The following is an 18396-nucleotide window of genomic DNA, read 5'->3' as shown; positions in this document are numbered from 1 at the left end:
GTAGGTTGTTATTTTTTTACGATGGAGCTAAAAAGAAATAGGTTTTTGTTTAATGAAATACTAGCACTGACGAGCTGGAATGAATACATTTCAGCAAAACAAGTTTGAAAAAGAAAGAGGACGAGTCATATGCTAAAAGGGAAAAAGATACTTCTATGTGTAACAGGAGGCATTGCTGTTTTTAAAGCGGCTGCGTTAACAAGTAAGTTGACACAAGCGGGGGCACTTGTAAAAGTAATGATGAGTGAATCGGCGATGAAGTTTGTTACACCTCTTACATTTCAAGCGCTTTCTCGCCATGATGTATACACGGATACGTTTGATGAAAAAGATTCGGCAGTTATCGCCCATATTGATTTAGCAGATTGGGCAGATGTTGTACTTGTTGCTCCGGCTACAGCGAATTGTATCGGAAAGTTAGCAAATGGTATTGCTGATGATATGATTTCAACGACATTGTTGGCTACTACAGCACCGGTATGGATTGCACCTGCTATGAATGTGCATATGTATGAAAATAAAATTGTTCAAAAGAATATGATGACATTAAAAACATTAGGATATACATTTATTGAGCCTGGGGAAGGCTTTTTAGCATGCGGGTATGTTGCAAAAGGGCGACTGGAAGAACCGGAAACGATCATTGCTAGACTAGAAGAGGCTTTTTCAGAAAAAAAACCATTACTAGGAAAAAAGATATTAGTAACAGCTGGACCAACTCGTGAAAAGATTGACCCAGTTCGTTTTATGACAAATTTCTCTTCTGGGAAAATGGGGTATGCTCTAGCAGAAGTTGCAGCGAATTTAGGGGCGGATGTAATACTTGTTTCAGGACCAACAGCATTAACGCCGCCTATAAATGTAACAACTGTACAAGTACAATCTGCACAAGATATGTTAGAAGCTGTTCTTCAGCATTATGCTTCTATAGATGTTGTTATTAAAACAGCTGCTGTCGCAGATTATCGCCCAAAAATTGTATATGATCATAAGATGAAAAAGAAAACTGGCGATGCAGTGATTGAACTAGAGAGAACGACTGATATTTTGAAAACATTAGGTGAGAAAAAAGAGCATCAGTTGCTTGTAGGTTTTGCTGCTGAAACAATAAACATAGAAGAATATGCAACGAAAAAATTACGTGAAAAAAATGCCGATATGATTGTTGCGAATGATGTGAAAGCGCAAGGGGCAGGATTTGGTACGGATACAAATATTGTAACAATGTATAGAAAAGATGGAGAAGTGATTGAGTTACCACTTTTAGCAAAGAAAGAAGTAGCTCGTGAAATATTAATGCAAATCGAAGCGATGTTAGAAGAGGATCGTGTATGAAATTTGCAAGTGTGATTGTTGATGTACCAGCACGTCAAACTGATAGACCATTTGATTATATCATTCCTAAAAAATGGGAAGATATCGTACAAACGGGTATGCGTGTCGTCGTTCCATTTGGTCCACGAAAATTACAGGGATTTATTATTGAAATAAAAGATTCGGTAGATGTGGAAAGTAAGAAATTAAAAGCATTGCATGAAATATTGGATGTCACGCCAGTTTTAAATGAGGAACTATTGAAACTTGGTTTTTGGCTGACAAATGAAACGCTATGTTATACGATTTCTGCTTTTCAAGTTATGCTTCCAACCGCGATAAAAGCGACTTATAAAAAGCGATTACAACTTCTTAAATCAGAAGAGGTAGCGCCGGAAATCTGTAATTTATTTCAAGGGAAAGAAGCGGTAGATTGGGAAGAGATTGCCACGCATTCACATCTATATCGTATGGTTCAAAAAGAAATCACAAATGGTACGATTGAAGTTATCTATAAAGTAAAGGATAAAGTACAAAAGAAGAAGCGAAGAGTGATTCAGCCCGAGTTACCAGAGGGAAAATTAGAGGCAGCAGCATTTGAGCTGAAAAGCAAAAAACAGCAAGATGTACTATATTACTTTGTGGAAAATTATCATAGCGTGCCATTAAAAACATTAATAGAAGAATTGCAAATGACAGATGCGCCGATAAAGTCACTTGTCAAAAAAGGCTTGCTTTCGGAGAAATATGTGGAAGTATATCGTAATCCGTATGACGATGAAGATTTTGAACAGACAAAACCATTCCCGCTTACGGATGAACAAAACCAAGTGATTACACCAATTTTGTCATCGATTGCAAACGAAACTTACAATTCATTTTTGCTATATGGTGTTACAGGAAGTGGTAAAACAGAAGTGTATTTACAATCTATTGCCGCGGTATTAAAAAAAGGGAAAGAAGCGATTGTGCTTGTTCCTGAAATTGCATTAACACCACAAATGGTAGATCGTTTTAAAGGGCGATTTGGTTCGCAAGTTGCAGTTCTTCATAGTGCGCTTTCTGTTGGGGAAAAATACGATGAATGGCGGAAGATTTTGCGAAAAGAAGTAAAAGTTGTAGTTGGCGCACGTTCTGCCATTTTTGCCCCTTTTGAAAATTTAGGAATTATTATTATTGATGAAGAACATGAATCCAGTTATAAACAAGAAGATAATCCAAGATACCATGCCAGGGATGTTGCAGTTTGGAGAGGACAATATCATAATTGTCCAATTGTACTTGGTAGTGCAACACCAACGCTTGAATCATTTGCTAGAGCGAAGAAAGGTGTCTATGAGTTATTGACGATGCAGAAGCGTATGAATGAACAAGCGTTGCCGACAGTAGAAATTGTTGATATGCGTGAAGAGCTTCGCGAGGGAAATCGTTCGATGTTTTCTACATTACTTCATGAGAAAATAGCGGATCGGTTAGAGAAGAAAGAGCAAATGGTTCTCTTTTTAAACCGAAGAGGTCATTCTACATTTGTTATGTGCCGCGATTGTGGTTATGTGGTGCAATGCCCGCATTGTGATATATCACTGACCTATCACAAAATGAATCATCGTTTGAAATGCCATTATTGTGGTTATGAGGAGAATATGCCAACTGCTTGTCCTGCTTGTAATAGTTTGTATATTCGATTCTTTGGTACAGGGACGCAAAAGGTGGAAGAAGAAATTACGAAGCTATTTCCTGAGGCTCGAGTTATCCGAATGGATGTTGACACGACAAGTCGTAAAGGAATGCACGAAAAGTTATTAAAAGCGTTCGGTGAGGAGAAGGCAGATATCTTACTGGGTACACAAATGATTGCCAAAGGACTCGATTTTCCAAAAGTTACGCTTGTTGGTGTCTTAACAGCTGATACGATGCTTCATTTACCAGATTTTCGAGCAAGTGAAAAAACATATCAGTTATTGACGCAAGTGAGTGGAAGAGCAGGAAGACATGAATTACCAGGAGAAGTGGTTATTCAAACGTATACACCAGAACACTATAGTGTGGAGTTAGCAAAAAATCAGCAGTATGATGTATTTTTTGAACACGAAATGCAGATGAGGAAAATGAGGCAATATCCACCCTACTACTACGTTGCGCTTGTAACTGTATCACATCCGGAATTATTAAAAGCAGTGCAAGTAACGGAGAAAATTGTCGGGTATTTACGAACGCATTGTTCAAAGCAATCAATGGTGTTAGGGCCAGTTGCTTCAGCAATTCCAAGGATAAAAGATAGATATCGTTACCAATGCGTGATAAAATACAAACGGGAACCAAACTTAAAGTACGTGCTCAAAATGGTAAATGAACATTATCAAGCAGAAATGCAAAAAGAGCTACAAATCTCAATTGATTTTAATCCAACAATGTTAATGTAGCGGAGGGAATTATGACAGTTTTAGAAATTGTAAAGCATCCAAATGAAGTGTTAGAAGCTCCATGTGAACGGGTAATTCACTTTGATAAAAAGTTAGTAAAGTTGTTAAAAGATATGTACGAAACAATGTTAGTTGCAGATGGTGTTGGCTTAGCTGCGCCGCAAGTCGGTGTGAGTTTGCAAGTAGCAGTTGTTGATATCGGTGATGATACTGGTAAGATTGAACTCATTAACCCAGTTATTTTAGAAAAACGTGGTGAACAAGTAGGTCCCGAAGGCTGCTTAAGCTTTCCGGGACTTTATGGTGAAGTGGAGCGTGCGGAGTATATCAAAGTACGCGCGCAAAACCGCCGTGGTAAAATATTTTTATTAGAAGCGGATGATTTTTTAGCACGTGCAATTCAACATGAAATCGATCATTTACACGGTGTACTATTTACATCCAAAGTGACGAGATATTATGAGGAAAATGAATTAGAAGAGATGTAAAAGGAGCGATTTTTGAATGGTGAAAGTAGTATTTATGGGAACACCGGACTTTTCTGTACCGGTGCTTCGTCGTCTTATTGAGGATGGATATGATGTGATTGGTGTTGTAACGCAGCCTGATCGTCCAGTGGGTAGAAAAAAGGTTATGACACCAACACCTGTTAAGGTAGAAGCAGAAAAACATGGTATTCCGGTGTTACAGCCGTTAAAAATTCGCGAGAAAGATGAGTATGAAAAAGTGTTGGCACTAGAACCGGATTTAATTGTGACAGCTGCGTTCGGACAAATTGTACCAAATGAAATTTTAGAAGCACCGAAGTACGGATGTATTAATGTCCATGCTTCATTACTTCCAGAACTTCGTGGTGGTGCGCCAATTCATTACGCGATTATGCAAGGTAAAGAAAAAACAGGCATCACAATTATGTATATGGTTGAAAAATTAGATGCTGGTGATATTTTAACGCAAGTAGAAGTGGAAATTGAAGAACGTGAAACAACAGGTTCATTATTCGATAAACTAAGCGAAGCGGGGGCGCATTTATTATCCAAAACGGTTCCGCTATTAATCCAAGGAAAATTAGAACCAATTAAACAAAATGAAGCTGAGGCTACATTTGCCTACAACATTAAGCGTGAGCAAGAAAAAATTGATTGGACGAAAACGGGCGAAGAAGTATATAATCACATTCGCGGTTTAAACCCATGGCCGGTTGCTTACACGACTTTAGCAGGACAAGTTGTAAAAGTATGGTGGGGAGAAAAGGTGCCTGTAACAGCTAAGGCCGAGCCAGGCGCAATTGTGGCAATTGAAGAAGATGGTTTCATTGTAGCAACAGGAAATGAAACGGGTGTTAAAATTACTGAGTTACAACCATCTGGTAAAAAGCGTATGAGCTGTTCACAATTTTTACGTGGAACAAAACCTGAAATTGGTACAAAGTTAGGAGAAGACGCATGAGACAAAATGTTCGTGAGTTAGCTCTTGATGGTTTAATGCAAGTGGAGAAAAGTGGTGCTTATAGCAACTTACTTTTAAATAATTTGATTGAAAAAAGTGCGATTGATAGAAAAGATATTGGCTTGTTAACTGAAATTGTGTATGGAACGATTCAACGTCGTGACACGCTCGATTATTATTTACAACCATTTTTAAGAAAAAAGATAGAGGCATGGGTAAAAGTATTACTTCGCTTATCTTTATATCAAATGCTATATTTAGATCGTGTTCCAGAAAGAGCTGCAATTCATGAAGCTGTTGAGATTGCAAAACGTCGTGGTCATAAAGGCATTGCAGGAATGGTAAACGGAGTACTGCGTTCGATTCAGCGTGAAGGTGTTCCGTCTTTAGACGAGATACAAGATCCTGTAAAACGATTAGCTGTTGCAACAAGTCACCCAGAATGGCTTGTACAAGAATGGGTAACAGCGTATGATCTGGAAACCGCTCAAAAAATGTGTGAAGTAAGCATGATTCCACCTGTTTCGGCAGCGCGCGTGAACGTTGATAAAGTAACGGTAAAAGAAGCGATTGCTTTGCTAGAAAATGAAGGTGTAGAGGCAAAACTTGGTGATTTATCAGAGGATGCTATTCAAATTGAAAAAGGAAATGTTGCGCATACAGAGGCGTTCCAAAAAGGGTTTCTTTCGATTCAAGATGAAAGCTCTATGCTTGTTGCTCGAGCTTTAGAACCGGAAGAAGGAGATATAGTTCTTGATAGCTGTGCAGCACCTGGCGGGAAAACAACACATATTGCAGAGCGTTTAAGAGGAACGGGCAAAGTAATGTCTCTTGATTTGCATCCGCATAAAGTTCGTTTAATTCAGCAACAAGCAAAGCGTCTTGATTTAGAAAATGTTGAAACAAATGCACTAGATGCAAGAAAAGTCCAAGAGCATTTTGCAAACGAAAGCTTTGATAAAATATTAGTAGATGCACCATGTTCTGGATTTGGTGTTATCAGACGTAAACCTGATATTAAATTAGGTAAAGGAAAGGGCGATAGTGAAAGACTATCGACAATCCAGCTAACGATACTAGACAAAATTGCACCCCTGTTAAAAGCAGGTGGGCGCCTTGTTTATAGTACGTGTACAATTGAAAAAATAGAGAATGAACAAGTGATAGAGCAATTTTTACAAGAGCATCCTGAATTTGAATGGGATACGACGATAAAAGAGCGTATGCCGGAAAAACTACGTCCTTATATAAATGAGGGACAAGTACAAATTTTACCGCATTATTTTGCAACAGATGGATTTTATATTGCTTGTTTAAGAAGGAAGGTGTAGCATCATGGAAACGACTGTAAGAAAACAAAAGAAAAATTTAGAAATGAAAAAACCATCTATTTATTCTTTACAACTTCATGAAATGCAAGATTGGTTAAAGGAACAAGGGGAACCAAAATTTCGTGCAGGACAAATTTTTGATTGGCTTTATAAAAAACGTGTGAAAAATTATGAGGATATGACAAACCTTTCTAAAGGATTGCGTGATAAATTGTCGAATTCCTTTGATATTACTACTTTAAATACATTAGTAAAACAAACATCTTCTGATGGAACAATTAAATTTTTATTCCAATTATATGATGGATATTCCATTGAAACAGTATTAATGCGACATGAATATGGAAATTCCATTTGTGTAACAACACAGGTTGGTTGCCGTATTGGCTGTACGTTTTGTGCATCGACACTAGGTGGTTTAAAGCGAAACCTGGAAGCTGGAGAAATTGTAGCGCAAGTAGTAGAAGTGCAACGTGCGCTTGATGAAACAGAAGAACGTGTAAGTTCTCTTGTAGTAATGGGAATTGGGGAGCCGTTTGATAACTATGATAATTTAATGGCATTCTTACGCATTATTAACGATGAGAAGGGAATCAATATTGGGGCACGTCATATGACAGTTTCCACAAGTGGAATTATCCCGAAAATTTATAAGTTTGCCGAAGAAGATATGCAAATTAACTTTGCGATTTCACTGCACGCTCCAAATACAGAATTACGTTCAAAATTAATGCCGATTAACCGTGCTTATAAATTGCCGGATTTAATGGAAGCTATTAAATACTATGTAAATAGAACTGGACGTCGTATTACGTTTGAATATGGTTTATTTGGAGGAGAAAACGACCAAGTTGAGCACGCTGAAGAACTGGCTCAGCTCTTAAAAGGTGTAAAATGTCATGTGAACTTAATTCCGGTAAACTACGTACCAGAACGCGATTATGTGAGAACGCCACGTGAGCAAATTTTCTTATTTGAAAAAACGCTAAAAGACCGTGGAGTGAATGTAACGATTCGTCGTGAACAAGGTCATGATATTGATGCTGCCTGCGGTCAGTTGCGTGCAAAGGAGCGCAAAGAAGAGACGAGGTGACAAGATGAAAGCCGTGTTTCTATCGGATAAAGGAAAAGTTCGTCAACATAATGAAGATAGTGCAGGAGTTTTTCATAATTTGGATGGAGATATATTAGCTGTAGTAGCTGATGGAATGGGAGGTCATCGAGCGGGTGATGTTGCTAGCTCGATGACCATTCAACTATTCCATGATTATTGGAAACAAACGTATAACATGAATGAACCTAGAAAAGCAGAAGAATGGTTACATACAAAGGTTGAGATGATTAACGAACGCATATATGAATACGCTAAGCAACATGTAGAGTGTAGTGGTATGGGAACAACAGTTATTGTAGCGATTTGTACGGCAGATTTTGTAACAATTGGACATATAGGAGATAGTCGTTGTTATATAGTGTCAGATGGAGAGATATCACTTATCACAGAAGATCATTCGCTTGTAAATGAACTTGTTAGGCATGGTGAAATCTCAAAAGAGGATGCAGAGTATCATCCTAAAAAGAATGTACTTTTGCGTGCGCTTGGAACAGAAGAAACAGTCGGATTAGACGTTAAAACATTAGTGCTTGAAGAGAATGATCAATTGCTTCTTTGCTCTGATGGATTATCAAATAAAGTTGCCATAGATGATATGCAAAGGATTTTGCAATTAAACGAACAACTTGAGACAAAGGGAGAACATCTTATTCAATTGGCGAATGATCGTGGTGGAGAAGATAACATTACCCTTGTCATTGTTGATTATGTGGATTCGGCAAACGAAAGTAGGTGAATTACAACGTGCTGATTGGAAAACGCCTAAACGACCGTTATAAGCTGCTGAAAATGATTGGTGGCGGAGGAATGGCCAATGTATATTTGGCTCATGATGATATACTAGGCCGAGATGTAGCGGTAAAAATACTACGACTCGATTATGCAAATAATGAAGAGTTTATTAAACGTTTCCATCGAGAAGCGCAATCTGTTACAACGTTGTCGCATCCAAATATTGTGAATATGTATGATGTTGGGGAAGAAGATGGAATTTATTATCTTGTTATGGAATACGTACCTGGACAAACATTAAAGCAATACATAAATCAGCGTGGAATGTTACCTATAGGAGAAGCTCTTGATATTATGGAGCAGTTAACAGCTGCAATGGCGCATGCCCATCATTTTGAAATTGTCCACCGTGATATAAAACCACATAACATCCTGATTCGAAGTGATGGAGTTGTGAAAGTGACAGACTTTGGAATTGCGACAGCTACAAGTGCAACAACGATAACGCATACGAACTCAGTGCTTGGTTCGGTTCATTATTTGTCACCAGAGCAAGCACGCGGAGGGATAGCGAGTAAACAATCGGATATTTATTCACTCGGTATTGTTATGTTTGAATTATTAACAGGAAGGCAGCCGTTTTCAGGAGAGTCGGCAATTGCGATAGCTTTAAAACATTTACAAAATGAAACACCATCTCCAAAACGCTGGAATCCAGATATTCCGCAAAGTGTAGAAAATATAATCTTAAAAGCAACTGCAAAAGATCCGTTCCATCGATATCAGTCTGCTAATGCGATGAAGAGGGATATTGAAACAGCTCTATATCCAGAGCGTATTAACGAACAACCATTTTATATACCTGAAGATATGGAAGCGACGAAGGCGATTCCAATTATTCAACAAGAACAATTATTTGAAAATGTAAGTGATGAAACAATCGTATTGAATGGAAGCAAAGTGGATGAACAAATAAAAAATGAAGAAGTCAAACCAAATGTGAAAAAAAAGCGAAGTAACAAATGGTTGAAAGTGCTAATTGCAACATTTTTACTTTTAGCAATCGGTACAACGTTAGCGCTTACTGTAATTCCAGGATTCTTTATCCCAAAAGATGTGAAAATTCCAGATGTGTCTGGTATGAAGTATGAGACTGCTGTTAATGCTCTTGTTGAGAAAGGATTTGAAGTTGCTGAGCCAAACATTGTTTATACAGATGATGTTGAAGCTGGAAAAGTAATTAAAACAAGTCCGGCAGCAGGAAGGATTGTAAAGGAAAATTCTAAAATTACAATCTATCAATCCGGTGGGAAAAAAAAGAGTAAAATGAGTAATTTAATCGGAAAAGATTTTGATAGTTTGAAGAAAGAATTAGAAGGGAAATATAAAATTGTTGTTCGATACGATGTTGACGACAAAAAACCAAAAGGTGAAATCGTAGAACAAAGTCCAGCAGCAGATCAAATGGTTGTGGAAGCGGAGCAAGATGTGAAAGTTTGGGTAAGTAAAGGTCCTTATCAAATTCTCCCTGTTGACTTTTCAGGATGGACTGAGAATAGTGTGAATAGCTATTTAAATGAGAAGAAGCTGATTCCGGATATAAAAAGAGAATATTCGGATACGATTGAGAAAGGACTGGTAATCTCACAATCACCAAAACCAGGGGTGCCGTTAAAAGAAGGGGATAAAGTAACAGTTACTATTTCGGATGGACCAAAGCCGAAAGTAACGAAGACTGTAAAAGTTGATAATATTCCACTTCCATATGAAGCTCCTGTAACAGGTGAGAAAAAGCCACAAACAATTGAAATTTATAAAGAAGATATGCAGCAAAAAATGGATAGACCAATTGAAACTCGAACAATAACAGAATCTGCTACTATTTCTTTGGAATTTGTGATTCAAGAAGGAACAAAAGGACATTATAAGATTGTTCGAGATGGAACGACAATCATTGATAAAGAAGTACCATATCCAGCCGGATAAGGATGAGTCTCTATTTGGTGGATTCCATCTTCTTTATATAGGGGATGGGATTTGTTACTCTTGCCTGTTATGCTGTTTACATGGTGGACGGTATAACAGGCAAGAATTTACGTTTCAAAATAGCCATAAAAGTGACGTGAATATAAATAAAGTTTTGAACGAAGATTAGGCAAAGTGTAAACAGAATGAGGCAGTTATTTATCCTGCTATTTGCGGGCAATAAGACCCCCACCTCAAAATTCAGTGAAAACAAAGAAGTTAGGTGGGGGTTCAACGGTCCGTAAAAGCTCCGTTGGTGAGGAAGAAAAACCCACTGATTAAAGTTTTACTTTATAGATGCGGAGTATTCATGTGATGATTTTTGGAAATAGTTGTTTACAAAAGCTTATCTCGTTTAAATCGTAATCAATGAGGTAAAGAAACAACCATTGATTAAAGTTTTATATAGAATAAAGGAGAATTATATGGCAGAAGGAAAAATTGTAAAAGCTTTGAGTGGTTTTTATTATGTGCAGCATGAAGATGGTATTACACAATGCCGTGGTCGTGGTGTATTCAGAAAGAATAAAGTTACGCCGCTTGTAGGAGATCAAGTCGTTTTTCAAGCGGAGAATCCGAACGAGGGCTATGTTCTAGAAGTTTTTGAGCGAAAAAATGAACTTGTTAGGCCGCCGATTGCCAATGTCGATCAAGCAATCCTTGTTTTCTCAGCAGTTGAACCAGATTTTAACCCAGGATTACTAGATCGATTTCTCGTATTAATTGAATATCATGACATTAAACCAATTATTTGTATTAGTAAAATGGATTTAGTAGATGAAAAAATGCGAGAAACTGTTGAGTCTTATGCAAATGATTATCGTGAAATGGGATATGATGTATTGTTTACTTCTATTAATACATCGGAAAGTATTGATATTTTAAAACCGTTTTTAGAAGGCTATGTTTCAGTGGTTGCAGGACAATCTGGTGTAGGGAAATCTTCTATGTTGAATGTATTACGACCAGATTTAGCACTGAAAACAAACGATATTTCTTCGCATTTAGGCCGCGGTAAGCATACGACAAGACATGTGGAATTAATTGAAGTTGGAAGTGGTCTTGTTGCAGATACACCTGGCTTTAGCTCACTTGATTTTATTGATATAGAAGTAGAAGATCTTACACATTGTTTTCCAGAGTTGAAAGAAGAGAGTCAATACTGTAAATTTAGAGGGTGCACACATCTTTCTGAACCGAAGTGCGCAGTGAAAGCTGCAGTTGAGGAAGGGAAGATTACCCATTATCGTTACGAACATTATAAACAATTCGTAGAAGAAATTAGAGAGAGAAAGCCGAGGTACTAGTCATGATTAAAATTGCACCATCGATTTTATCAGCAGATTTTTCAAAATTGGGGGAAGAAATTAAAGATGTAGAAAAAGGTGGAGCGGATTATATCCATGTTGATGTCATGGATGGACATTTTGTTCCAAACATTACAATTGGTTCTTTAATTGTAGAAGCAATTCGCCCAATTACATCTTTACCATTGGATGTACATTTAATGATTGAAAACCCTGATAACTATATCCCTACTTTTGCAAAAGCTGGAGCAGATATTATTACTGTTCATGTAGAGGCATGTCCACATTTACATCGTACGATTCAATTAATTAAATCACATGGCATCAAAGCTGGGGTTGTATTAAACCCACATACACCAGTTTCTATGATTGAACATGTATTGGAAGATGTTGATATGGTATTACTTATGACGGTAAATCCAGGATTCGGTGGACAGAAGTTTATTCATTCTGTATTACCGAAAATTAAACAAGTTGCAGAAATGGCCAAGGCACGTAATTTACAAATTGAAATTGAAGTTGATGGTGGTGTAAACGCTGAGACTGCGAGACTTTGTGTAGAAGCTGGAGCGAATGTTCTTGTAGCAGGATCGGCAGTATACAATCAAAAAGACCGCGGTGAAGCAATTCGAGTAATTCGTGGATAACGAATAGATGTAAGAAAACTTTTATCCCGATTGATGAGGACTAAAAATCAGTAGGGATAAAAGTTTTCATGACCTGTTAGAACGGGATAATGTGAAAAAAAGCAATCTACCGACTGGCAGATTGCTTTTTTCTATAGAAAGGGAAGAAAAGATGATTATTCATATTTTAGCTGGAGGACCTGAGGAGTACTGTGCTGATTTCTCTCGGTATGAAAATGAGGAAGTAGTATGGGCTGCGGTTGACCGTGGTGTATATCGTTTGTTGCAAAGAGGAATCGTACCAACCATTGCATTTGGTGACTATGACTCAGTTACAGAGGAAGAATTAGCGTGGATGCAAAAACAGACAGATGAGCTACATATTGTTCCGCGTGAAAAAGATCAAACCGACTTAGAAATTGCGATTAGCTGGGCGCTGGAGCAAAAGCCGAAATTGATTCGTATTTTTGGTGCTACAGGTGGAAGGCTGGATCATGGTCTAGCGAATATACAAATGCTTTTGAAAGGTTTGGAAGAAAGTACGGAAATGTGTATTGTTGATAATAAAAACGAAATATTTGTGAGAGACGTGGGTACATATATAATTGAAGAAAATAAACAATTTCCATACGTATCCTTTGTACCTGTTACTGAATGTGTAAATGGTATTACACTTCGTAGTTTTAAATATCCTCTTACAGATAAAACAATTAAATGGGGATCGACACTTTGTATTAGTAATGAACTCCTTGCGGAAAAAGGTACTTTTTCGTTTACTTCTGGCATATTAATGGTGATAAGAAGCACTGATTGAAGAAACAATTTTGCTCCTTGCGTCATATAGTAAACAAGTGGAGTAATGGGGATTAGGAGGGAAACCATGAGATTTTATACAATTAAGTTACCTAAATTTCTTGGTGGAATTGTTCGCGCGGTGTTAAATACCTTTAAAAAGGACTAAAAAGCACCTATTACCGGTGCTTTTTCCATGGGGATAATAAAAAAAGAGCCTAGTGGCTCTTTTTTTTTATTAAACACGTTCGATTTTGCCAGATTTTAATGCTCTAGCAGAAACGTAAACACGTTGAACTTTACCGTCGATGCGTACGCGAACTTTTTGAAGGTTAGCGCCCCATTTACGTTTTGTAGCGTTCATTGCGTGAGAACGAGAGTTACCAGAACGAGCTTTTCTTCCAGTAATAGCACAAACACGAGCCATCTATATTTCCCTCCCTTAACTACCTTACCATACGTAATTTTTCAATGTTAGTCTTTTATGCGATGCTAAAAACACTACTATAATTTAACACAACTAAAAAGAGAATGCAACAGTGTATAGAAAAGAAATCAAGAAAAATTACTTGACACTAAATGTCAGTAAAGAAAAGTAGAAATCAAGAAAAATCACTTGACATATTATAGTAGTACATGTTGTATAATAACAATGGACTATTTTGCTCGTCATAAAAAAAGTGTAATGATAAGTGCAAAATATGAGAGCGAAAAGAAAGAACGATGGAATTTTCTTTAAAAAGATTATATGATAGTAACTAAAGTAGTCTAGCTCACTTTCACCATTTATGAAGGGGGAAACGAGATGTCAATTGAAATTAAAACGAAGTACGGTCAAATTGATATTAGTACAGAGGTAATTGCAACGATTGCTGGAGGGGCCGCGGTAGATTGTTATGGTATCGTTGGTATGGCTTCAAAAAATCAGTTGAAAGATGGATTAACAGAAATTTTACGAAAAGAAAACTTCACTAGGGGCGTTATTGTTCGCAAAGACGAAGATGAAGTACATATTGATATGTATATTATTGTGAGCTATGGTACAAAAATTTCAGAGGTAGCACACAACGTCCAAACAAAAGTGAAATATACATTAGATCAAACGGTAGGACTAGCAGTAGATTCTGTAAACATCTACGTACAAGGAGTTAAAGTAATAAACTTGTAATGTGCATTAAGGAGGAAAATCTGTGTCAATTCAAAAAATTGATGGAAAACGTTTATCACAAATGATCATTCAAGGAGCGAATAATTTAACATATAATGTTCAGCTTGTTGACGCATTAAACGTTTTTCCAGTTCCAGATGGCGATACCGGTACAAATATGAATTTATCAATGACTTCAGGCGCACGTGAAGTAAAAGCAAATCCTTCACAGCATGCTGGTAAAGTCGGTGTAAGTTTAGCAAAAGGATTATTAATGGGAGCTCGTGGTAACTCAGGTGTTATTTTATCACAGTTATTCCGAGGTTTCTCTAAGTCTATTGAGCAAAAAGAAGAGTTAACAACAGTTGATTTTGCGGCAGCTTTAGAAGCTGGTGTCGAAACAGCATATAAAGCAGTTATGAAACCGATTGAAGGAACGATTTTAACAGTTGCAAGAGAAACGGGTAAATATGCAGTCACGGTTGCGAAAAAACAGCGCGACTTTGTTTTGTTTATGGAAGACGTTGTTAAAGAAGCAAATGCATCGTTAAATCGTACGCCAGATTTATTACCTGTATTAAAACAAGTTGGCGTTGTAGATAGCGGTGGTAAAGGTCTTGTTGTTGTATACGAAGGCTTTTTAGCTGATTTAAAGGGAGAAACAATTTCTTCTGATGCACCAGCACAGCCGTCTATGAATGAAATGGTACGTGCAGAGCATCACCGTAGTGTACAAAGCCAATTGAGTACAGAAGACATTAAATATGGATATTGTACGGAGTTCATGGTGAAATTAGAGCCTGAGAAAGTAAAGGAACATAATTTCTCTGAACAAAAATTCCGTGAAGAAATTAGTGGATACGGAGATTCATTATTAGTTGTGTCGGATGATGAAATTGTAAAGGTTCATATTCATGCAGAACATCCTGGTGATGCGATGAACTATGGACAACGTTACGGTAGCTTAATTAAAATTAAAGTAGAAAATATGCGTGAACAGCATACTGCTTTACTAGACGAACCAGCACCGATGACGGAAAAAGTAAGTCCGGCAAAAGAAAAACAGCCATACGGTATCGTAACTGTAGCGATGGGATCGGGTATTAAAAACTTATTCGAGAGCATTGGTGCAACGCAAGTTATCGAGGGCGGTCAAACGATGAATCCAAGTACGGAGGATATCGTGAAGGCGATTGAAGAAGCGAATGCTGAGAAAATTATCATTTTACCGAATAACGGAAATATCGTAATGGCAGCAGAACAAGCAGCATCAGTTGTAGATCAAGAAGTTATTGTCGTTCGTTCAAAAACTGTTCCTCAAGGTATGGCTGCAATGTTAGCATTTAATCCAACTGGAACGTTAGAAGAGAATGAAGAAAACATGAAAGAAGCTTTATCTCATGTGAAAACAGGTCAAATTACGTATGCAGTTCGTGATACGGAAATTGACGGTGTAGCAATTCAAAAAGACGATTTCATGTGTATTGCAGATGGGAAAATTGTATCTACAAACGCTGAAAAAGTAGGTGCGGCGAAGCAATTACTTGAAGCTATGATCGACGAAGATTCTGAAATTGTAACAATTCTACAAGGTGAAGATGCAACGGATGAAGAAGTTGCTGAATTGGTTGCGTTTGTAGAAGAGCAATTTGAAGATGCTGAAGTAGAGGTACACCAAGGTAACCAACCTGTGTATTCTTTCATTTTTTCTGTAGAATAATAAAAATTCTTTATTATAAGGAATTGATTATTTACTTGCTAATGAGCAAGAGCTAGTAACATAAAATGTGTCCCTAGCTCTTATTCAAAAGGCTAGCATATTGATGATGGAAAAGAGCCTTGCTGCTATAGTGAGGCTCTTTTCTTACGTATTTAATTCGCCTGCTTTGTATATGCAGGGATTAGAGTAGTTTCTCTTAGAATGCCTATGATAGAATATATAAGGTAGAAGAGAGCGATTACAGGTATAAGTTAACTGTAATCTATAGAATAAAATGATGTGACGGAGCGTGAAAACCTTGAATGAAGTTGTACAAGTTCCTGTTACGGATGTAAAGGGAATTGGAGAAGAAACATCTGAGTTATTACACGAGATGGGAATTTATACAGTTTCTCATCTGTTAGAACATTTTCCGTACCGTTATGAAGATTACGCAATGAGAGATTTGGCTGAAGTGAAGCACGAAGAGCGTGTGACGGTTGAAGGGAAAGTGCATAGTGCTCCTTTATTACAATATTATGGGAAGCAAAAATCACGTCTTACTGTCCGTGTACTTGTTGGCCGTTATTTAATTACAGCTGTATGTTTTAATAGACCGTATTATAAACAAAAGTTAAAGTTAGATGAGACGGTAACGATTACTGGTAAGTGGGATCAACATCGTCAAACAATTTCTGTATCTGAGCTCCACTTTGGGCCAGTTGTACGTCAACAAGAAGTAGAGCCTGTGTATTCGGTAAAAGGGAAATTGACAGTAAAGCAAATGCGTCGCTTTATTGCGCAAGCTTTAAAAGAATACGGCAACCTGATAACGGAAGTATTGCCAGATGGATTACTTAGTCGTTATAAGTTGTTACCTCGTTATGAAGCTCTTCGGGCACTACATTTTCCGGTTGGACAAGAAGATTTAAAACAAGCGCGTCGTAGGTTTGTGTACGAGGAGTTTTTCTTATTTCAACTGAAGATGCAAACGCTTCGGAAAATAGAAAGGGAAAATTCTAAAGGGACGAAAAAAGAAATTTCAATAGAAGAATTACAAGAGTTTACTGATGCACTTCCGTTTCCGTTAACTGGTGCACAGCGCCGAGTTGTTGATGAAATTATGAAAGATATGAAATCTCCTTATCGGATGAACCGATTATTACAAGGGGATGTAGGGTCCGGAAAGACAGTTGTGGCAGCAATTGCTCTTTATGCAGCGAAATTAGCGCATTATCAAGGAGCTTTAATGGTTCCTACGGAAATTTTAGCTGAACAACATTATCAATCGCTCGCTGAAATATTCTCGCATTTTAATATGAATGTCGAGTTGTTAACGAGTTCAGTTAAAGGAGCTAGACGCCGTGAAATTTTAGCGAGATTAGAACAAGGGGAAATAGATATTCTTGTTGGAACACATGCTTTAATTCAAGATGAAGTTATTTTCCATAGATTAGGTCTCGTTATTACTGATGAGCAGCATCGATTCGGCGTAGCACAGCGTCGTGTTTTACGAGAAAAAGGCGAAAGCCCGGATGTGTTATTTATGACAGCAACACCAATTCCACGTACATTGGCAATTACTGCATTCGGGGAAATGGATGTTTCAATTATTGATGAAATGCCAGCGGGCCGAAAGGTGATTGAAACATATTGGGCAAAACACGATATGTTAGATCGCGTTCTTGGTTTTGTTGAGAAAGAAGTGAAAAAAGGGCGACAAGCTTACGTTATTTGCCCTCTTATTGAAGAATCTGAGAAACTGGATGTGCAAAATGCTATCGATTTACATAGTATGCTGATGCACCATTATCAAGGAAAGTTCCAAGTTGGATTAATGCATGGAAGGTTATCATCTCAGGAAAAAGAAGAGGTAATGGAACAATTTAGTGAGAATGTGGTGCAAATTCTTGTTTCGACAACTGTAGTTGAAGTAGGTGTGAACGTGCCGAACGCAACTGTTATGGTTATTTATGATGCGGAGCGCTTCGGTTTATCTCAGCTTCATCAGTTGAGAGGTCGTGTTGGACGTGGCAGTGAACAATCCTATTGCTTATTAATTGCGGATCCAAAATCGGAAACAGGAAAAGAGCGCATGCGCATTATGACTGAAACAAATGATGGGTTTGTATTGTCAGAAAAAGATTTAGAGTTACGAGGGCCTGGAGACTTCTTTGGGAGTAAGCAAAGTGGTCTGCCAGAGTTTAAGGTTGCTGATATGGTACATGATTATAGAGCGCTAGAAACAGCTAGACAAGACGCAGCGATATTGGTTGATTCAAAAGCATTTTGGCATAATGATCAGTATGCACCGCTTCGTGTGTATCTTGAGGGAACAGGTGTATTCCAAGGAGAAAAGCTCGATTAAAACTGGAATGTAAAAATTTTTGTTGCATTCTACTTTTAATGATTATATACTACTGTTAGTACCTAGTCA

Annotated in this window: 16 protein-coding genes; 15 read left to right on the top strand and 1 reads right to left on the bottom strand. The window is 37.6% G+C overall.

Annotation, left to right across the window (positions count from 1 at the left end):
* The first annotated feature begins 129 nt into the window (after positions 1 to 129).
* The 12 genes from coaBC (at position 130) to spoVM (ending at position 13282) form a co-directional block, all read left to right on the top strand.
* On the top strand, positions 130 to 1335 hold the full coding sequence (coaBC, locus tag ACIQ7L_RS17475) for a bifunctional phosphopantothenoylcysteine decarboxylase/phosphopantothenate--cysteine ligase CoaBC (RefSeq protein WP_400570741.1): 1206 nt from the start codon (positions 130 to 132) through the stop codon (positions 1333 to 1335).
* Positions 1332 to 3737 carry a primosomal protein N' gene (gene priA, locus ACIQ7L_RS17470; protein WP_400570740.1) on the top strand — a complete coding sequence of 802 codons (2406 nt, stop codon included), beginning with the start codon at positions 1332 to 1334 and terminating at the stop codon, positions 3735 to 3737. Before coaBC ends, priA begins: the two co-directional genes overlap by 4 nt.
* Positions 3738 to 3748: 11 nt before the next feature.
* Positions 3749 to 4225 (top strand): peptide deformylase, encoded by a 477-nt coding sequence (def, locus tag ACIQ7L_RS17465; protein ID WP_097895153.1) that lies wholly within the window; start codon positions 3749 to 3751, stop codon positions 4223 to 4225.
* A gap of 16 nt (positions 4226 to 4241) precedes the next feature.
* Complete coding sequence (gene fmt / locus ACIQ7L_RS17460; protein WP_400570739.1) at positions 4242 to 5186, top strand: methionyl-tRNA formyltransferase; 945 nt, start codon at positions 4242 to 4244, stop codon at positions 5184 to 5186.
* Positions 5183 to 6517, top strand: a complete 1335-nt coding sequence (rsmB, locus tag ACIQ7L_RS17455; protein ID WP_400570738.1) for a 16S rRNA (cytosine(967)-C(5))-methyltransferase RsmB — start codon at positions 5183 to 5185, stop codon at positions 6515 to 6517. Before fmt ends, rsmB begins: the two co-directional genes overlap by 4 nt.
* A gap of 4 nt (positions 6518 to 6521) precedes the next feature.
* Complete coding sequence (gene rlmN, locus ACIQ7L_RS17450; protein ID WP_097895159.1) at positions 6522 to 7610, top strand: dual-specificity RNA methyltransferase RlmN; 1089 nt, start codon at positions 6522 to 6524, stop codon at positions 7608 to 7610.
* 4 nt (positions 7611 to 7614) lie between these two features.
* The gene (locus tag ACIQ7L_RS17445; protein WP_400570737.1) at positions 7615 to 8367 is read left to right on the top strand and encodes a Stp1/IreP family PP2C-type Ser/Thr phosphatase; all 753 of its coding nucleotides are present in this window, start codon (positions 7615 to 7617) and stop codon (positions 8365 to 8367) included.
* Positions 8368 to 8375: 8 nt separating this feature from the next.
* Complete coding sequence (gene pknB / locus ACIQ7L_RS17440) at positions 8376 to 10349, top strand: Stk1 family PASTA domain-containing Ser/Thr kinase (protein ID WP_400570736.1); 1974 nt, start codon at positions 8376 to 8378, stop codon at positions 10347 to 10349.
* A gap of 464 nt (positions 10350 to 10813) precedes the next feature.
* Complete coding sequence (rsgA, locus tag ACIQ7L_RS17435; RefSeq protein ID WP_400570735.1) at positions 10814 to 11695, top strand: ribosome small subunit-dependent GTPase A; 882 nt, start codon at positions 10814 to 10816, stop codon at positions 11693 to 11695.
* Positions 11696 to 11697: 2 nt separating this feature from the next.
* A complete protein-coding gene (gene rpe / locus ACIQ7L_RS17430) occupies positions 11698 to 12342 on the top strand; it encodes a ribulose-phosphate 3-epimerase (RefSeq protein ID WP_400570733.1) in 645 nt (214 codons plus the stop codon).
* Between the two features lie 151 nt (positions 12343 to 12493).
* Positions 12494 to 13135: a thiamine diphosphokinase gene (locus ACIQ7L_RS17425; protein ID WP_400570732.1), complete on the top strand. Its 642-nt coding sequence runs from the start codon at positions 12494 to 12496 to the stop codon at positions 13133 to 13135.
* Between the two features lie 66 nt (positions 13136 to 13201).
* Positions 13202 to 13282 carry a stage V sporulation protein SpoVM gene (gene spoVM, locus ACIQ7L_RS17420; protein WP_001213600.1) on the top strand — a complete coding sequence of 27 codons (81 nt, stop codon included), beginning with the start codon at positions 13202 to 13204 and terminating at the stop codon, positions 13280 to 13282.
* Positions 13283 to 13351: 69 nt separating this feature from the next.
* On the opposite strand, the gene rpmB is transcribed toward spoVM, so the two are convergent.
* Positions 13352 to 13540 (bottom strand): 50S ribosomal protein L28, encoded by a 189-nt coding sequence (gene rpmB, locus ACIQ7L_RS17415; protein ID WP_000124776.1) that lies wholly within the window; start codon positions 13538 to 13540, stop codon positions 13352 to 13354.
* Between the two features lie 378 nt (positions 13541 to 13918).
* On the opposite strand from rpmB, the gene ACIQ7L_RS17410 reads away from it, so the two are divergent.
* From ACIQ7L_RS17410 to recG, 3 genes are all read left to right on the top strand, one after another.
* Positions 13919 to 14281 (top strand): Asp23/Gls24 family envelope stress response protein, encoded by a 363-nt coding sequence (locus ACIQ7L_RS17410; RefSeq protein WP_400570731.1) that lies wholly within the window; start codon positions 13919 to 13921, stop codon positions 14279 to 14281.
* Positions 14282 to 14303: 22 nt separating this feature from the next.
* Positions 14304 to 15980 carry a DAK2 domain-containing protein gene (locus ACIQ7L_RS17405; protein ID WP_400570730.1) on the top strand — a complete coding sequence of 559 codons (1677 nt, stop codon included), beginning with the start codon at positions 14304 to 14306 and terminating at the stop codon, positions 15978 to 15980.
* A gap of 298 nt (positions 15981 to 16278) precedes the next feature.
* On the top strand, positions 16279 to 18327 hold the full coding sequence (gene recG, locus ACIQ7L_RS17400; RefSeq protein ID WP_400570729.1) for an ATP-dependent DNA helicase RecG: 2049 nt from the start codon (positions 16279 to 16281) through the stop codon (positions 18325 to 18327).
* Positions 18328 to 18396: the final 69 nt, after the last annotated feature.

Source organism: Bacillus sp. NPDC094106 (assembly GCF_044764345.1).
In the GTDB taxonomy this organism is placed as follows: domain Bacteria; phylum Bacillota; class Bacilli; order Bacillales; family Bacillaceae_G; genus Bacillus_A.
The sequence above is the reverse complement of the archived record's forward strand: the minus strand, read 5'-3'. Positions and strand labels throughout refer to the sequence as shown.